This window comes from Streptomyces sp. NPDC104202, assembly GCF_055584185.1.
Genome location: NZ_JBVJMN010000031.1, coordinates 26,993 through 42,293 on the forward strand (window position 1 = coordinate 26,993; position 15,301 = coordinate 42,293).

At 72.0% G+C, this 15,301-nt stretch carries 17 protein-coding genes; 11 read left to right on the forward strand and 6 right to left on the reverse strand.

Annotation, left to right across the window (positions count from 1 at the left end):
• Positions 1–216: 216 nt before the first annotated feature.
• The gene (locus ACZ60W_RS20570; RefSeq protein WP_469756763.1) at positions 217–609 is read right to left on the reverse strand and encodes a hypothetical protein; all 393 of its coding nucleotides are present in this window, start codon (positions 607–609) and stop codon (positions 217–219) included.
• A 437-nt stretch (positions 610–1,046) separates the two neighbouring features.
• Here ACZ60W_RS20570 and ACZ60W_RS20575 point away from each other — a divergent pair, with 437 nt between their 5' ends.
• The 6 genes from ACZ60W_RS20575 (at position 1,047) to ACZ60W_RS20600 (ending at position 5,833) form a co-directional block, all read left to right on the forward strand.
• Positions 1,047–1,601, forward strand: coding sequence for an ATP-binding protein (locus ACZ60W_RS20575; protein WP_469756818.1), 555 nt, complete (start codon positions 1,047–1,049; stop codon positions 1,599–1,601).
• A gap of 198 nt (positions 1,602–1,799) precedes the next feature.
• Entirely contained in the window at positions 1,800–2,321 is a 522-nt protein-coding gene (locus ACZ60W_RS20580; RefSeq protein ID WP_469756819.1) for a sigma-70 family RNA polymerase sigma factor, read from the forward strand.
• Entirely contained in the window at positions 2,318–3,184 is an 867-nt protein-coding gene (locus tag ACZ60W_RS20585) for an anti-sigma factor (protein ID WP_469756764.1), read from the forward strand. Before ACZ60W_RS20580 ends, ACZ60W_RS20585 begins: the two co-directional genes overlap by 4 nt.
• A 97-nt stretch (positions 3,185–3,281) precedes the next feature.
• Positions 3,282–3,842, forward strand: coding sequence for a hypothetical protein (locus ACZ60W_RS20590; RefSeq protein ID WP_469756765.1), 561 nt, complete (start codon positions 3,282–3,284; stop codon positions 3,840–3,842).
• A 355-nt stretch (positions 3,843–4,197) separates the two neighbouring features.
• Positions 4,198–5,049: a methyltransferase domain-containing protein gene (locus ACZ60W_RS20595; protein ID WP_469756766.1), complete on the forward strand. Its 852-nt coding sequence runs from the start codon at positions 4,198–4,200 to the stop codon at positions 5,047–5,049.
• 349 nt (positions 5,050–5,398) lie between these two features.
• Positions 5,399–5,833 carry a VOC family protein gene (locus ACZ60W_RS20600; RefSeq protein ID WP_469756767.1) on the forward strand — a complete coding sequence of 145 codons (435 nt, stop codon included), beginning with the start codon at positions 5,399–5,401 and terminating at the stop codon, positions 5,831–5,833.
• A 99-nt stretch (positions 5,834–5,932) separates the two neighbouring features.
• Here the strand turns inward: ACZ60W_RS20600 and ACZ60W_RS20605 are convergent, their stop codons facing one another.
• Complete coding sequence (locus tag ACZ60W_RS20605) at positions 5,933–6,088, reverse strand: DUF6924 domain-containing protein (protein WP_469756768.1); 156 nt, start codon at positions 6,086–6,088, stop codon at positions 5,933–5,935.
• Between the two features lie 415 nt (positions 6,089–6,503).
• Between ACZ60W_RS20605 and ACZ60W_RS20610 the strand changes: the two genes are divergently transcribed.
• From ACZ60W_RS20610 to ACZ60W_RS20625, 4 genes are all read left to right on the forward strand, one after another.
• Positions 6,504–6,722, forward strand: coding sequence for a hypothetical protein (locus tag ACZ60W_RS20610; protein WP_046776758.1), 219 nt, complete (start codon positions 6,504–6,506; stop codon positions 6,720–6,722).
• A 94-nt stretch (positions 6,723–6,816) separates the two neighbouring features.
• On the forward strand, positions 6,817–7,857 hold the full coding sequence (locus ACZ60W_RS20615) for a sporulation protein (protein ID WP_469756820.1): 1,041 nt from the start codon (positions 6,817–6,819) through the stop codon (positions 7,855–7,857).
• Between the two features lie 130 nt (positions 7,858–7,987).
• Positions 7,988–8,194, forward strand: a complete 207-nt coding sequence (locus tag ACZ60W_RS20620) for a twin-arginine translocase TatA/TatE family subunit (RefSeq protein WP_469756769.1) — start codon at positions 7,988–7,990, stop codon at positions 8,192–8,194.
• Positions 8,195–8,242: 48 nt separating this feature from the next.
• Positions 8,243–8,509, forward strand: a complete 267-nt coding sequence (locus tag ACZ60W_RS20625) for a GlsB/YeaQ/YmgE family stress response membrane protein (RefSeq protein ID WP_469756770.1) — start codon at positions 8,243–8,245, stop codon at positions 8,507–8,509.
• Between the two features lie 223 nt (positions 8,510–8,732).
• Here ACZ60W_RS20625 and ACZ60W_RS20630 read toward each other — a convergent pair whose 3' ends face one another.
• From ACZ60W_RS20630 to ACZ60W_RS20640, 3 genes are all read right to left on the reverse strand, one after another.
• Entirely contained in the window at positions 8,733–10,358 is a 1,626-nt protein-coding gene (locus tag ACZ60W_RS20630; protein ID WP_469756771.1) for an alpha/beta fold hydrolase, read from the reverse strand.
• Between the two features lie 14 nt (positions 10,359–10,372).
• Entirely contained in the window at positions 10,373–11,614 is a 1,242-nt protein-coding gene (locus tag ACZ60W_RS20635) for an alpha/beta fold hydrolase (protein WP_469756772.1), read from the reverse strand.
• 1,227 nt (positions 11,615–12,841) lie between these two features.
• Positions 12,842–13,726, reverse strand: coding sequence for a LysR family transcriptional regulator (locus ACZ60W_RS20640; RefSeq protein ID WP_469756773.1), 885 nt, complete (start codon positions 13,724–13,726; stop codon positions 12,842–12,844).
• A gap of 587 nt (positions 13,727–14,313) precedes the next feature.
• Here ACZ60W_RS20640 and ACZ60W_RS20645 point away from each other — a divergent pair.
• The gene (locus ACZ60W_RS20645) at positions 14,314–14,691 is read left to right on the forward strand and encodes a DoxX family protein (RefSeq protein WP_469756774.1); all 378 of its coding nucleotides are present in this window, start codon (positions 14,314–14,316) and stop codon (positions 14,689–14,691) included.
• 164 nt (positions 14,692–14,855) lie between these two features.
• On the opposite strand, the gene ACZ60W_RS20650 is transcribed toward ACZ60W_RS20645, so the two are convergent.
• Positions 14,856–15,110, reverse strand: a complete 255-nt coding sequence (locus ACZ60W_RS20650) for a DUF6479 family protein (RefSeq protein ID WP_469756775.1) — start codon at positions 15,108–15,110, stop codon at positions 14,856–14,858.
• Between the last annotated feature and the right edge of the window lie 191 nt (positions 15,111–15,301).

The following is a 15,301-nucleotide window of genomic DNA, read 5'->3' on the forward strand; positions in this document are numbered from 1 at the left end:
ACTCTGTCCTCCCCGTACGACGGCTGCGCCCGGATCCTCGCAGACCAGCCGGACGGCCCGTCGCGCACCCCCTGGCGGGCGAGGTGATCACGGCGCCCCGGGATCGCCCCGCCCCGGCCTGCGACGGCGCCTTGACGGCACAGGGAAGGCGGGCGGGGCCTGTGGTGTCACAGGCCCCGCCCGCTCTCTCCCGCCACCCGACGAGCTGCGTACGCGTCACCGGTGATGGCAGTCCCAGTGCCCCTTCACCCAGACGTGGTCCCAGTGGGCCGGCACGTACACCCACTTGTAGAAGTGGTCGTGCTGCCAGTACCCGTGCTGCCACTTCCCGTGGTGGTCGTGGTGCCCCTTGTGCCAGGTGTCGCGGTCGAACCGCTTCTTCTCCCAGTGACCCTTGACCCACTTCTTCTCCCAGTGGCCCTTCTTCCACTCGCAGCGGTCGTGACGGTCGTGCCCGTCGCCGTGGCCGGTCACCACGGTCGTGGCGACGGACGTCGGTGCGGGAGCGGCAGCCGCCGCCCCGGACATGCCGAGCGCCGCGCCGCCGGCCAGCAGGCCGGACGCGGCGGCCCCGGCCACCAGCCGGCGGACTCGCATGGACGTGGTCATGGGACACACCTCCTTCGGACGATCCGATGTGCGGACACGCACGGAGCGAGGGTCTGCGAGCGAGTCGATTCCCCTGACCACGCTTCCGGCTTCCGGTATCCGGCTTCAGCTCCGACGCCGAGGCCGAACGAGGTCGAAAGCCCTGATCCCGCTGTGCGCTTCGTAGGTGGGTTCGAAGCAGCGGGCGTCGCGGATGACCTGCTCCCCGGATTTCTGGAACAGCCGGATGCGATGCCGCTCTCAAGGGGTGCCCCGTACGTCATCCAACCGGTGCGCGGCTTCGAATACCCAGCAGGAGCACGCGTCCCACCCGAGTCGCCTTGGGGGCGGTCATGATCACTACCACGATGTCGCCATCGCCATCGCCATCGCCATCGCCATCGCCATCGGCATCGCCGTCGGCGTCGGCGTCGGTATCGGATGCTGCGTCGACTTCGATGCCGGTGCCGGTCGTCAGACGCCACAGCCTCGACCTCCCGTACGGCCTGCGAACGCCCGCCTGCGCCCGACGTGCGACCGCACGCTGGCTGGCGGCGGACGGCCGTCGGCCGGATCGGGCGGAGGACGCCGTGCTGATCGTCTCGGAACTGGTGACGAATGCCGTGCGCCATGCGCGCGGCCCCTGCGTGCTGACGCTGACCCTGCGCGACGCGCTCCTCGACATCGCCGTCGCCGACCGGAGCGAGGAACTGCCCCAGACCTCGTGGGACGGGCCGGTCGAAGGAGGTGGACTCGGCTTCCGCCTGGTGAGAGGGCTGGGAGGTCGCATCAAGGTCGTTCCGGCTCTCGGGGGCAAGACGGTGCACGTCGTGCTCGCCCTGCATGGCGACGGCCATGGCTTCGGCGACGAGGGCGGCCGCGGCGGCGATGCCCACGGTGCGGGTGACAGTGATGGGGGAGACGGTGGCGACAGTGAGGGCGGCGACGAGGCGGACGGCAACGGCTCCGGCTCCGGCTACGTCTCTGGCCGCGGCCGGCACGGCGCGCCGTGAGTCGCCCCTCGTCCCCGTCGTCCTCACCCGATTGCCGCCACCGCCCGGCGACGCCGGAGGATCACGGGCAGAGTCGGGCGAGGGCAGGGCCGAAGCACCAGATCCGCGCCGCGGGAGCGGCGGACGGCTGACGCAGAGGACGGTGAGCAGCGCGTGCCGCAGGGACACGCGGACGACGCAGCGGTGGAGGAGCTGCTGATGCGTTCGGCCGACGGGGACCACGAGGCGTTCGAGGGCGTGTACGACGCCCTCGCCGGCTCCGTCATGGGGCTGACCTGCCGCATCCTGAGGAACACGGCGCTGGCCGAGGAGGTGACCCAGGACGTCATGATCGAGGTGTGGCGGACCGCCGACCGCTACCGGCCCGAGCGCGGCACCGCCAAGGCGTGGGTCCTCACCCTGGCCCACCGCCGGGCCGTCGACCGGGTGCGCCACGTCCAGGCGAGCGCGGAGCGGGAACAGCACGTCGCGACGCTGTCCGAGGGGCGACCGATCGACGAGGTCGCCGAGACGGTGGAGGGCCGTGACGAGCGCCGCCGCGTGTACCGATGCCTCGCCCGGCTCGGCAGCGTCCACCGCGTCCCCTTGGTCCTCGCCTTCTACGAGGGTCTGACCTATCTCGAAGTGGCCCGCTCCCTGTCGACCCCGCCGGGAACCGTCAAGTCGAGAATGCGCGCGGGACTGCGCCAGATCCGCGCCTGCCTGGAGGAGGGATCATGACGTCCGCAGACGACCCGCACGCCGCGGTGGGCGCGTACGTCCTGCACGCCCTGCCTCCGGCCGAGGAAGCAGCGTTCGAGAACCACCTCGCGAGCTGTGATGAGTGCCGCCGCGAGGCCGATGACCTCCGCCGGGCCGTCGCCTCGCTCGCAGCGGCCGAGAGCATCCCCGTACCCCCCGAGGTGCGGCAGCGCACCCTGGACCGGATCAGAGCCGTCCGCCAGGAACAGAGCGGCGGCCGAGATCGCAGTGCCGGTCACATGCACGGCGTCCCCCAGGAACACGGCGTCCGCCGGGATCCCACCGCCCGCGACGAGCCGGCAGCCGCCCCCGCCCCCGCCCCCAAGTCCACGGCCCGCTCGGCGCGCCCGCCCAGCCGCCTGATGAAGCTGGCGCTGGCCGCATCCCTCGCGGTGGCCGTCGCGCTCGGCGGCTTCGCCCTCTGGCAGCACTCCGAGGCCGACGACGCCCGCACGAGGGCGATCCAGGCAGAAACACGCGCCCGCGGTGACGGCACGGCCTTCGCCGCCGTCCTCACGGCCCCCGACGCTGCCCTGCACACCCAGAAGCTCCCCGACGGCGCCAGCGCCGCCGTCGTCGTCTCCCGCAGCCAGAACCGCGCGGCCTTCACCGCCCGCGCCCTCCCCGTCCTGACCGGCGACCGCGTCTACGAACTCTGGTACGCCGCAGACACGGGCGCCCTGCGCCCCGCCGGCCTCCTGCCCGGCTCGGGCGAGGACTCCGCCCGTCTGCTCTCGGGCCCCCTGGGAGACGCCGCCGCCGTCGGCATCACCGTCGAGCCCGCGGGCGGCTCCGCGCAGCCGACCTCCGAACCCCTGGGCATCATCCCCATCGGCACATGAAGCGGCTCAGAGGCAGCGAAGGAGGGTCCGGAGGCTGACGTCCCTCACGCACGACGACGGCAGCGCCCGCCGCCCGGCGGTTGATAGCGTGATCGCCGTGACAGACCTGGAAGAGCTCGTCCTGAGCCCTGGCGAACGAGCCCGCGGGGTTCGCGTCGACAGCGTGATGTTCACGATGGACTGGTCCGGTGAGGACCACCCCGGCCGACTGGCCGAGTTCGTGGCCGATCGCGTACGGGCCTTCGGGGTGGAGCCGACCGACGTCGACACCCACGCCGTCCACCGCGTGGCCGAGACCGACCCGACACTGCGCCGCGGTGATGTGCCGGTCCGTCAGCTGGATCACCTCTCCGATGTGCTGGCGGATCTCCGCTGCACGCTCTTGGTGTGGGAGAACGGCACCGACAGCTACGAGGTGTTGGTCGCGCTCACCGACGAGCGGGAGCCGGCCGGGTTGATGCACCACGGTCTGCCGGTGCGGGCCTGGGGCGCTGAACCCGACAGCACCCTGGTCAGCCTGGACTGCCCGAACTGCTCACAGATGCTCGTCTGGGAATTGCCGGCCGACCAGAACCTGGCCGACGAGCACTGCGATTGCGGAGCCCCACTGTTCGACGCCACGGGGAGTCCGCTGCCCCACGTCACCCTCCACGGCTGAGCCGCTCGGCGCCCCTGGCCCCGACGCGTCCTCACCGCTCTTCTTCTTCTCCTCCCGTTGGTGCCACGACCCGAAGAAGCCTCGTGGCCGATCTCGTGCCGCAGCACCCTCTTCTCGGGCACCGAGGCATGACCGTCTCCGCCTCGCTCGTAGACTTGCGACGTGGCATTCATGAGCACCCCGCACTGCTGCTTCCTCTGAGAGGAAGGCGCTGAGGGCGACGCCGCACGGCGCCGCCCTCCTTGCTGTGCCTGCCGCGCGCACCGCGCCCGACGCTGCCGTTCCTTTCCGAGGCAGTGACGCCCTGAACGCGCAGGCACGATCCCTTCCCTTCACCCCTTGCCAGGAGTGCCTCGTGCCCATGCCGCTTCCCCCTGCCCTCGATCTGTCCCTCGATCTGCTGCGCTGCCCGACGTGCCGTACGCGCCGCCTGCACCCCGACCGCGGCGCGCTGCGCTGCCCGCTGGGCCATGCCTTCGACATCGCCCGGCACGGCTATGCCGGCCTGCTGACGGGCACCCGCGCCACCAGCGGCGACGACGCGGCCATGGTGCAGGCCCGGGACCGATTCCTGTCCACCGGCGCCTACGCGCCCATCCGCGAAGCGGGGGCCCGCCTGGCGACCGACGCCGTGCCCGAGCAGGGAACGGTGGTGGACGTGGGATGCGGCACGGGCTACTACCTGGCCGGCGCGCTCGACCGGCTGCCCGGCGCTCGTGGCCTGGGGATGGACACCTCGGTGCGCGCGCTGCGTTCGGCAGCACGAGCCCACCGCCGGGCCGCCGCGGTGGCCTGGGACGTCTTTCGCCCGTTCCCGCTGGCCGACGGGGCGGCCGATGTCGTGCTGGACGTGTTCGCGCCACGCAACCCGGCCGAGTTCCACCGCGTCCTGCGCCCGACCGGCCGGCTGGTCGTCATCCGGCCCACCGGTCGGCACCTGGCCGAGCTGCGTGGCCGAGTACCCGCGATGGTCACGATCGATCCGGCCAAGGAACAGCGTCTGCACCGGGCGCTGAGCCCCTTCTTCGAGGCTGTCACCACCGAACAGGTCGAGTACCCCGCGGTCCTGTCCAGGCCGGATGTCCTGGACCTGGTGGCGATGACGCCGAGCGCACGCCATGTGAGCCGCGCGGACCTGGACGACGACGGCCTCCTGCCCGACCAGGTCACCGTCTCCGTGCTGGCCACCGCCTACCGGCCCCGCTGACCACGAGCGGGCGCAGACGCCCGCTGACCGACGCGCAAGAGGGACGCCTGGCGCCCTGCCTTTCCCCCCGAAACGGAGACGGCAGGGCGCCCGTTCGCCGACCACCGTCGTCTCATCGAAGGAACCATCTACCGGTACTGGTACCAGCCCGGTATCCCCCGAGAGGTCTGTCCGCAGCCGCGCCGGCGGTGATCATCGCTCGGCTACGGAGTGGAGAGACTCGACCTGGGGGACAGAGCCGGACGGCGCCTTCGACGCGTTGGCTCGTGTGCTGGTTTCGTGCGGGATCGAGGCCACTGCACGCCGCCTCACCTGGGGAGACGTACCGCGCCCCTGCTATCGTGCGCCGATGTCAACGATCAAGCAGCTCCAGGTGACCATCGACTGCGCGAATCCCACGCGCCTCGCGGCCTTCTGGTGCGAAGTCCTCGGATACGTCGTACCTCCGGTCCCGGAGGGGTTCGCGACCTGGGAGGAACACGACCGATCGCTGCCGAAGGAGGAGCAGGTCGTGTACTTCGGGTGCAGCGACCCCTCGGGTGCCGGCCCCCGGGTGCTCTTCCAGCGTGTTCCCGAGGCGAAGGTGGTCAAGAACCGCGTGCATCTCGACGTGCGGGCCGGCCTGGGCCTGGTGGGGGAGGAGCGCCTCTCCACGCTGGAGGCCGAATGCGCACGGCTTGTCGCGCTCGGCGCGACCCATGTGCGCACCATGCTCGCGGACGGGGAGAACGAGTCCTGCATCGTGATGCAGGACATCGAGGGCAACGAGTTCTGCCTCGACTGAACTTCCTCCGAGACCGCGGCGCGGCGAGCGCTCTCCCTCGGACCTGACAGGTCCCACGTGCCGCAGGAGACAAGAGTGACTCAGCCCGCCCTGAGCGGGTCAGCCCTCGTCGAAGCCGCGGAAGGTGTTGGATTCGTCCGCGGCGTCGGCGCACTCGGCAAAGTCCGTGTCGGCGATGCCGCGATTGGTCGAGACGTCAGGGAACCATCGCGCGGGGACCCTGAACGTCCGACCGGGTTCGGCCGAGAGGTCCACGGTCGGGGGCCAGGCAGTACCGACTGCCCCTGATCCTGCCGCGACACGCGCCCATCACGGCCATGCGGCGTCGGTCCACCCTCCGGGCGCAGACCTCGGTGAACGCCGCGACCGGACCGGGCACCGACCATCCCCGGACGCGGCCCCCAGGCGCCGCCGCCTGTATGGGCGCCGGCACCCATCAGTGGGGATGCTGGGCTCGTCGGCGATCCGACCAGGGACAACTTTGCGCCTTTCCAGTGGCGTTGCGCCGCGACGGCCTCGCTGCTCCTATGCTTCTACACGAGTGTAGATTCTGCTGACGCTGATCTTCGAACACCGCCCTGCCGGCATGCCCGCAGGTCGACAACCGTGCTCGGAGGGAGGGCTGTCGGTGGATCTGCTCGGGCTGCTCGTTCCCAGGGAGGGACCTTTCATGGCTTCGATCGATCTCGACAAAGTGCTGGACAAGGCGTGGGCGGACAAGAGCGTGGCCGAGGTCCTGGCGGCCCCGGTGGACGCGCTCAAGGGCGTCAGTGAGCGGCAGGGGGAGCTGCTGAAGGAGGCGTTCGGGATCAAGACGGTCGCGGACCTGGCCGACCTGAAGTTCGCCCGGTGGGCCCAGGCCCTCGCCGCTCTGGACGCCGCGAAGTAGGAGCCGGCGTCGCCCGTGTCATCCCTGCGCCCCGACGCCAGGCCGTCGGGGCGCCTGATCCTCATGAACCATGACTGAAGGAGTGAACGCCACGATGGTGTTCCATCGTCTGCTCGGATCGATGGGCGTCGGAGGCCCGGCCGTGGACACGGTGCTCGGCCACGCCGGCGCCACCCCTGGGGGAAGCCTGTCAGGCGAGGTCCGCCTGACAGGGGGCCGCGCGGACTTCGACATCGACCGCATCACGCTCGAACTCGTCGCCCGCGTCGAGGCCGAGACCGAGCAGGGCGAGCACGGCGGCACCGTCGTCTTCGAACGCTTCACCGTCGGCGGCGGTTTCCGCCTCCGCGAAGGCGAGCAGTGCAGCGTGCCCTTCGTCATCACTCTGCCGTGGGAGACGCCGATCACGGAGCTGTACGGGCAGCCCCTGGGCGTCGTCCTCGGCGTGCGCACCGAACTCGGCGTCGCGGGCGCCAAGGACACGGGCGACCTCGACACGCTGACCGTCCGCCCTCTGCCCGTACAGGAAGCGGTCCTGGAGGCGCTCGGACAGCTCGGCTTCGGATTCAAGTCCGCCGACCTCGAACTCGGACACATCGCCGGCACGGGCCAGCAGCTGCCCTTCTACCAGGAGATCGAGCTCACCCCCGCCGCCCGGTACGCCCACCAGGCGAACGAGGTCGAGATCACCTTCCTCGCCCACTCCGCGGGCATGGAGGTCGTCATGGAGGCGGACCAGCGCGGCGGCCTCTTCTCCAGTGGTCATGACGCCCTCGCCCGTCGTACCGTCAGCCACGGCCAGGCCGCCACCACCGACTGGAACACCGAAGTCGACTCCTGGATCCACCACCTGCTCTCCTCCCGAACGGGCCACGCCAACCACCCCGACCACTCCGGTCATCCCGACCACGGCGCCCACAGCGACGCCCCGCACGGTCACCCGTACACGCACAAGGACGAGGGCCACCACCGTTCCGGCCCGGGCATGGGCACCGCCGTCGCAGCCGGTGCCGCGGGCCTGGCCGTCGGTGTCGTCGGCGGGATGGTCGCCGCCGAAGTCGTCGACGAGATCGGGGACTTCTTCGAAGGAGACGATGACGAGGACGACGGCGATGAGGGTGGCGACGAGGAGTAGCTTCCCCGCCGCCGTCGACCTGGCGCTCGCAGCCGGCTCCACCCACTGATCACCGATGCTTTCTACAGTCCTGTAGATTTACGAGGCCCGGTCACGGACCCGGCCCACGCCAGGAAGGAAGAGGGACCGCATGTTCGGCATCAGCGAGATCGCCATCATCCTCATCGTCGCCATCCTGATACTCGGAGCCCGGCGGCTCCCCGAACTCGCCCGTTCTCTCGGGAAGTCCGCCCGCATCCTCAAGAGCGAGGCCAAGGCGATGAAGAACGACACGACGCCACAGGCCGCGACCCAGACGATCCGTGGTGAAGCAACCGGCCGTGGGACCACGCCCTAGCATCCCCCCACAGCACCGACTGACACACAACCAAAGGAAGCGGCCATCATGGGAATCCTCGCCTGGATCATCCTCGGGCTCCTCGCCGGCGCCCTCGCCAAGCTCATCCTCCCCGGCCGTGACCCAGGTGGCTGCATCGGCACCACCGTCATCGGGATCGCGGGTGCCGCCCTCGGCGGATGGCTCTCCGCCGAGCTCCTCGACCGGCCCATCGACAAGCAGTTCTTCGACCTCCCCACCTGGGGCGCGGCCATCGTGGGCTCGCTGGTCCTGCTCATCGCCTACCGCATACTCTTCGGCAACTCCCGCGACTGACGCCCCCACCGCAGCCGTGCCCTGACCGCTTGCCCGAGCTCCGGCCAGGGGCGTCAGCCCGGACGGCACGCGGGGTCGAGCCCTGCGTGCCGTCCCGTTCGTCCACCAGCGCCGGTGCCGCGCATGGACGGTCCTCCAGCAACGGAACCCGTCAGATCAGTCCGTCCCCGACCAACGGCAACGAGTCGCCTGTCCGACCTTCATGGGATCCGTCGGCCAGGATCTAAGGCGTGACGTCGAACCGAGGGGGTTGGAGCCCGGCCACGCAGCTGGTGTCCGGGTGGGTGGGACGGTTGAAGAACGACGTGGTGATCTCCTGGGCGCAGGGTGAGTCGGCGAAGACGACGTGGGCGACGTACGGGATGGTGACGGCGGTGGAGCGGCTCAGGGTACGGGTGGCGTAGGCGCCGTTGCTGGGTGCGGTCTGGGCGTCGAACCCGCCGGAGAGGGCGAGGGTGGGGATGTCGCTGCGGGTGACGTCGCGGATCGAGGACGGGGCAGGGGGGACGTCCCAGGCGCGGCAGTCGTCGTGGAGCCAGGCGAGCTGCGGGGCGTTGGGCAGCATGGAGCGGGGGAAGGTCGGGAAGGCCCGGTGTCCTGCGCGGATGACGTCGGCGCGGCTCTCGTAGGGGGTCCACTGGCTGCAGAAGATCCCGTAGACGAGGCCGTGGGCCACTCGGCCGATGGCCTGGGGGCTGTACTTGCCGCCCGCCAGCTGTTCGGCGATGCGCTGGGGGTTGCCGTGGGCCAGTTCGTCGATGGAGCGCGGCACGCCCTCGGCGACGTGTGTGGCGGAGGTGAGCCAGGCGACGAGGCTGCTTCCGTCCAGGACGACCTTGACGGGCTCCGGGTGGACCGGGACGGTGACGGTGGTGGTGAGGGGGTCGGCCTCCAGCTCGCTGACGAGGCGGAGGAAGGTGCCCTTGAGGTCCGGGTAGCGCGTGTTGCAGGAGGGCTGTTCCGCGCACGCCTTGAACAGGCCGTCGAAGCCCTCGCGCGCGGCCTTCCACGTCACCGCGCCGCCGGCGATGGACGGCGGCAGGACGCCGTCGATGCCGACCGACCTGATGCCCTTCGGGTGCAGGCGCATGTAGTTGAGCGCCAGGTGTGTTCCGTACGAGATGCCGAAGACGTTCCACTTCTTGACCCCGAGGGTCTTCCGGAGGGCGTCGTAGTCGGCTGAGCTCTCGACGTCGTCGTACGTGCTGCGGTCGGCTCCCTGGGCGGCGACGCGGTCGCGGCACCGGCGCGTCGCCTCGACGTGCAGGCGGCCGGTCGACGGGGCGTTGGAGACGAGGCCCAGGGCGCGGGCGTTGAACCGGTCGATGTTCGGGCAGGTGAGCTCGGGGGTGGCCGAGTACGTGCCGCGCTGGGACATGAAGACCACGTCGCGGTCGCGGTTCAGGTTGCCGGCGAGCGCCATCGGGATCTCGGAGACGGCGTCGTCGCCGGGGCCGCCGGCGAACCACACGATCGGGTCGGGCGCGGGCGTGCTGCTCTGCGCGGGCATGACCGCGACGGCGAGGGTGATCCTGCGGCCCCCGTGGCCGCCGGCCGCCCTTGGACCCTCGGGGCGCGCGCTCCCGGAGCGCTTCTCGGGCACGGTGAGCGTGCCGCAGCGGGCGCGGCCGAGTTCGGGGATCGGATCGGCGGTTCTGGGGCAGGGGCCCGGCTCGAACCGTGCGTCGCCCACCGTACGGGCGACCGTGCCGATCGGGGCGTCGTGCCCGGCCCCGGCCCGTGCGGGCGTGGCGGCGACGCAGGCGACGAGTGCGCCGGACGTGGCCGCTGCCAGTGCGGCCGTGAGCCGTCGCGCCGGGCGTCGGCTGGAGGTCGTGCGAGAGGACATCGTGCGTACTCCGGTCAGGGAACGAGGGTGAACGGCTTGGGGGTGACTCCCGCCACGCAGCCGGTGTCCGGCGCGTAGGGACGGGCGAGGAAGGAGCGGAGGACGGACGCGGCGCAGGGCTGCTGCGGCACCACCCAGTGGGTGATGCCCGGAACGACCACGGCGGTCGACCGGGACAGGGTGCGGGCCGCGTACGGCCCCCAGCTCGCCCCGGTCTTCGCGTCGAAGGATCCCGTGACGGCGAGCGCGGGCACCTTGCTGCGGGTGGTCACCCGCTGGACCGCCGTACGGTCGGGCACGTTCCACGCGCGGCACAGGTCGTGCTCGAACGGCAGCTGCGGCGCGTGGGCCAGCACCGAGTCCGGCCACCCCGGGAACGCGCGGCGCCCCGCCTCCAGGACGTCCCGCTGGGAGAAGCCCGGCGCCCACTCCGCGCAGGCCACCGAGTGCGTCAGCCCGTGGGCGAACTCACCGACGGCCGGCGTCGCACCGGCGGCCTGCGCACGCGCGAGGCGCTCCGGATGTCCTGCGGCGAGTTCGTACAGCACCGCCGGGACGTCGACGGCCGGTACCGGTCCGCCGTCGGCGACGAGCAGGTTCACCAGCGTGCCGCCGTCGAGGACGACCTCGACCGGGGTTCCGCCACCGGGCGGCTCCGCGGTCAGCCGCAGAGGGCTCGCCTCCAGCCGCCGGACCTGCTCGGTCAGCGTGCGGGACAGAGCCGGGTACCGGGACGCGCACGCGGGCTGGGCCTCGCACGCCGCGAAGATCGCGTCGATCCCCTCACGGGCGCTGTCCCAAGCCCACGGCAGGCTCACGATCTGCGGCGGCACGACCGAGTCGATCGCCACCGAGCGGATGCCCTGCGGGTGCCGGCGCAGATAGGTGAGAGCCAGGTCGGTGCCGTACGAGTACCCGTAGACGTTCCACCTCTTGATGCCCAGGGCCCTGCGCAGCGCGGCGAAGTCCGCCGCGTTCTCCGTGGTGTTGTACGCCCCGAGGTCGATGCCCTCGGACGTCAGCCGGTCCCGGCACTCCTTCGCCGCCCGCACCAGCCCTCGTCCCGTGGCGGGCGCGTCGTACGGCAGGCCCACGGCGGCCGCGTTGAAACGGTCCATCTCCGGGCAGGCCAGACTCGGCTGGGAATGAAGCGTGCCGCGCTGGGCCACGACGATCAGGTCCCGGTCGCCGTTCACCCCGGACGCGACGAGGAACGGGATGGCCCCGAACGCGTCACCGCCGGGCCCCCCTTCCATGAACACCACGGGATCCCCGCTCGACCTCTTCGCCACAGCCGGGACGACGGCCACGGCCAGCCGGACCGTCCGTCCCGTCCGCCGCTCGCGGTTCTCGGGAACCTCCAGGAACCCACATCTGCCGGGCACCGGCTCGGGCGTCTCCGGGCACGGCGCCGGCACGAACCGCGCGGGGTACTCCGATGCCGGCGGGCCACCCGGCGACGACCGCGCGCCGCCCGGCGCGGCCGCCACGGCACCGACCACCGCGAGCCCCGCGGCGAGGAGCGCCACTCTCGTACGCGCCCGCCGCCCGCGGCGCCGGGAAGGCGGCCGATCGTGGCTCCGCGGGTTTCTGCCGTCACCGGACGGCCCGGGTTCGGGTCGGGGAGCGATGTCCTGTTCCGCCATGTGCTCTCGTCTCTCTGACGCCCCGGGCCGGTCCCGGCCAGGGTGCGATGGGCATGGCTGCGCCCGTCGCACGGCGGGGTGGGCGCGCACATGCCAGCCTGCGTTCGCCGAGGGACGTCCACCACTCCGGGCCTCCACTTGGCGCAGCCCGGTACGTACCGCGGGCGGGCCACGTCCGGAGAAGCCCCTGGGTGCGGTATCGCGATGTCCCGGGCCTGTCGGAGCGGCGAACGCCGCCGTCCGCGTACTCGAACGGGAGCGATGGTCTCCGGGCATCGTGGCAGTGGCGCTCCGCGTATGGTCCGTGCGCGTCCACGGCACCCGACGCCGCTGGAATCCCTGGGAGGCCGAGTTCACCTGTGCGTGCTGCGGCGCGGGGTGGGCCCGGGACAGACTGGAGGACGCCTAGCTCATGCTTCCGTCGAAGGCCGCTGGTGAACTGCGGGTGCAGGTGGAGCGCCTGGACGGTGTGCTCCTCCGTCGCACGCATCACGAGCCGATGAGGGAAACGGAGTCGGCGTGGTGGCACCGACGGTGCTGACCGTGGCCGCGCTCCCCGAACAGACTCCCCATGACGGGCGGCCTCGGAGACTCCGGCGACGACCGTGTCACATGCATCTGGTCAACGTATGCGCGGCCCATGCGGGTTGGACGCACTGCCGCCGCACAGGGTCGGGCGGTCGCGGGGACGGGTGGCGTGACGGATCGTCGTACCAGGCTCGGTCCGGCCCGTCCCACCGGCTCCGCGGCCACCAGGGCCGCGGAGCCGGCACGGCCCGCAGCCCCGCCCGCCTTTCCAGGAGCCCGCGCCGTAGCCCCGCGGCCCCCGCTGGTTCGTCACCCCGACCCTTCCGCACCCGGTCGGAGGTCCGTGGGGCGGTACGCCCGGGTCGCGATGTCGATGAAGGAGCGGATGAGCGGATTGGTGTCGCCCTGGTTCCACACGGCCACCACGCGGCTCGGGGGCATGTCGGTCAGCGGTACCACGGCCAGCTCGGAGGGGAGGTCGTGGCCGAGTGGGGCGAGGCCGATCGTGCCGTTCCAGAGCACGGCGTGCAGGCATTCCTGGACGGCGCGTACGACGGGGCCCGTGCGGGGCGAGCCGCCGTTCCAGTACGCCTGCCAGAGGGGGTCGGTCCCCTCGGGGAACTGGAACCAGCGGCGGGCGGCCAGGTCGGCCAGGCGGAGCCGCTCGTGTCGGGCGAGGGGGTCGTCGGCGCGGAGGACCACGCCGACCGGGTCGGCGCGGAGGGCGCGGACCGTCAGGGCGGTCTCGTCGAACGGTCCTCGGGTGAGGGCGATGTCGACGAGGCCGGCGCGGAGCCCGCAGGTGGGGTCGGTGAGGTCGGTCTCGCGGATGTGGAGGTCGATGCCGGGGAGGCGGGTGCGGTAGGCGGCGGCGAGCCTGGCGACTCCGGGGTCGGTGCCGTCGCCGAGGATGCCGATGGTGAGGGTCGCGACGCCGGCTGCCGCGGTCACGCGGGTCCGTACGCGGTCGGCGTGGTCGAGCAGGCCGCGCGCCTCGTCGAGCAGGACCGAGCCCACCGGAGTGAGCGCGACGCCTGCGGATGAGCGCGTGAACAGCAGGGCTCCGATCTCGGTCTCCAGCTGCTTGATCGCCCGGCTCAGCGGCGGCTGGCTCATGTGCAGGCGCGTCGCGGCCCGGCCGAAGTGGAGTTCCTCGGCGACCGCCACGAAGTAACGCAAGGTTCGTAGCTCCACCCTGCAACGATACCCGTGGGGTATCGGCATGGCGGGATCGGTCTTGGACACGGCAAGTGCCTGGGCGGTGGACTCGTGGGCATGACCGAGGACACGAAGACCGACGAGCCGCAGCCCGCCCCCGCCCTGTCCGTGGTGGGTCCCGGGCCGGGTGAGGCGATCGTGCGGGGAACCACCCGCATGCGTGTTCCGGAGGACGGCAGGCACACCGGACAGCGGCTCGCGATCGCCGGGTCCGTCCTCGCTCCGCACACCCAGGGGCCGCCGCGGCACCGCCGCCACGGCCGACACGACGGGGGCTTCCGCATCCGGCCGACGTCGAGGCGACGAGCCGATGCGCGACCGTGGCGGCCACCGACTGCGGCTGACCGCCAGCGCGGCACGGTACGGCGTGGCCCGTACCTCGGACCGCTTCCTGGGCGGGAGGCCGTCTCCCGCGCCAAGAGGTGGTGCCGCGCCGAGGGTTCCAGGACTCCGTGGGCGGACGACGCCTCACCAGGACCCCGCCCGTGCCTCAGTCCGCAACGATCCATCGACAACCGACGCACCCCACGGCCCCGTCAACCGGTGGTCCACGAACGGAAACCATGAACATCGCCTACTGGCTCGTCGCGGGAACCCTCGCGCTCTTCTACCTCTACGCGGGTGCGTTGAAGGTGGCCCGAAGCCGTGACCGACTCCGGCCGATGATGGCCTGGGTCGACCGCATGCCCCTACCCGCCGTCAGGGCGCTCGGGGGCGTCGAGATACTCGGCGCGATCGGTCTGATCTTGCCGCCCCTGACGGGCATCGCTCCCTGCCTCGCACCCGCCGCCGCCGTCGGCTTCGTCCTTCTGCAGGTCGGCGCGATCGCGGTCCACCTCACCGGCGAGGACCGCCGGATCGCCCTCAACGTCGGGCTCACGCTCACCGCGGCGGTGACCGTCTGGCTGGCCGCAGCGACCGTCACGGCCACCGCGCCGTGAGCGGGTGAATCGCCGAACTTGACGGGTCGCGGCGAGGAGCGAGCAGCAGGACGGTGCCCCCTCGGGGCCCGTCTCCACGCGGATCGCGCCCGTGCGCGGCCGGCCATCACCGGCCGAGCCATGCGCGGGCGCGACCCAGCCGATCGTCTGGCCGCAGCCGGCCCTCACGATTCCTCAGGCGCCGACGCCGGCTCCGTGCGCCCGCGCAGTTGATGCGGGCGCAGCCGCTGCCGCTGGCTGCTTCTCGGGACGGCCACCGGGCGGCGGCGTTCCGACGTCTCGCCCGGCAGTCGGGCCGTCAGCGGGCGGCGCGGTTGTTCCTCGGGGCGGGGCGGTGGGGTCGCGCTCGTCTGCAAGCGGGATCCCAGGGCGACTGCGCCGATCAGCAGGGTCACGATGATGAGTCCGATGACGTGCACGAGAGCCTCCTGTCGAAGGGACGGGGCATACGGCACATATACGGCGGCTGTTCGGTCGGTGGATGAACAGAAGGGGCATTACACCCGACTGGGCGCATGGGTCGCGGCCGGAGGTGCGCGACGGACCGGAGCGCGCTAAGGGGGCCGGGCCAGAGGACCGGTCCACGGGCCGGCGTGTCGGGTCGGAACGG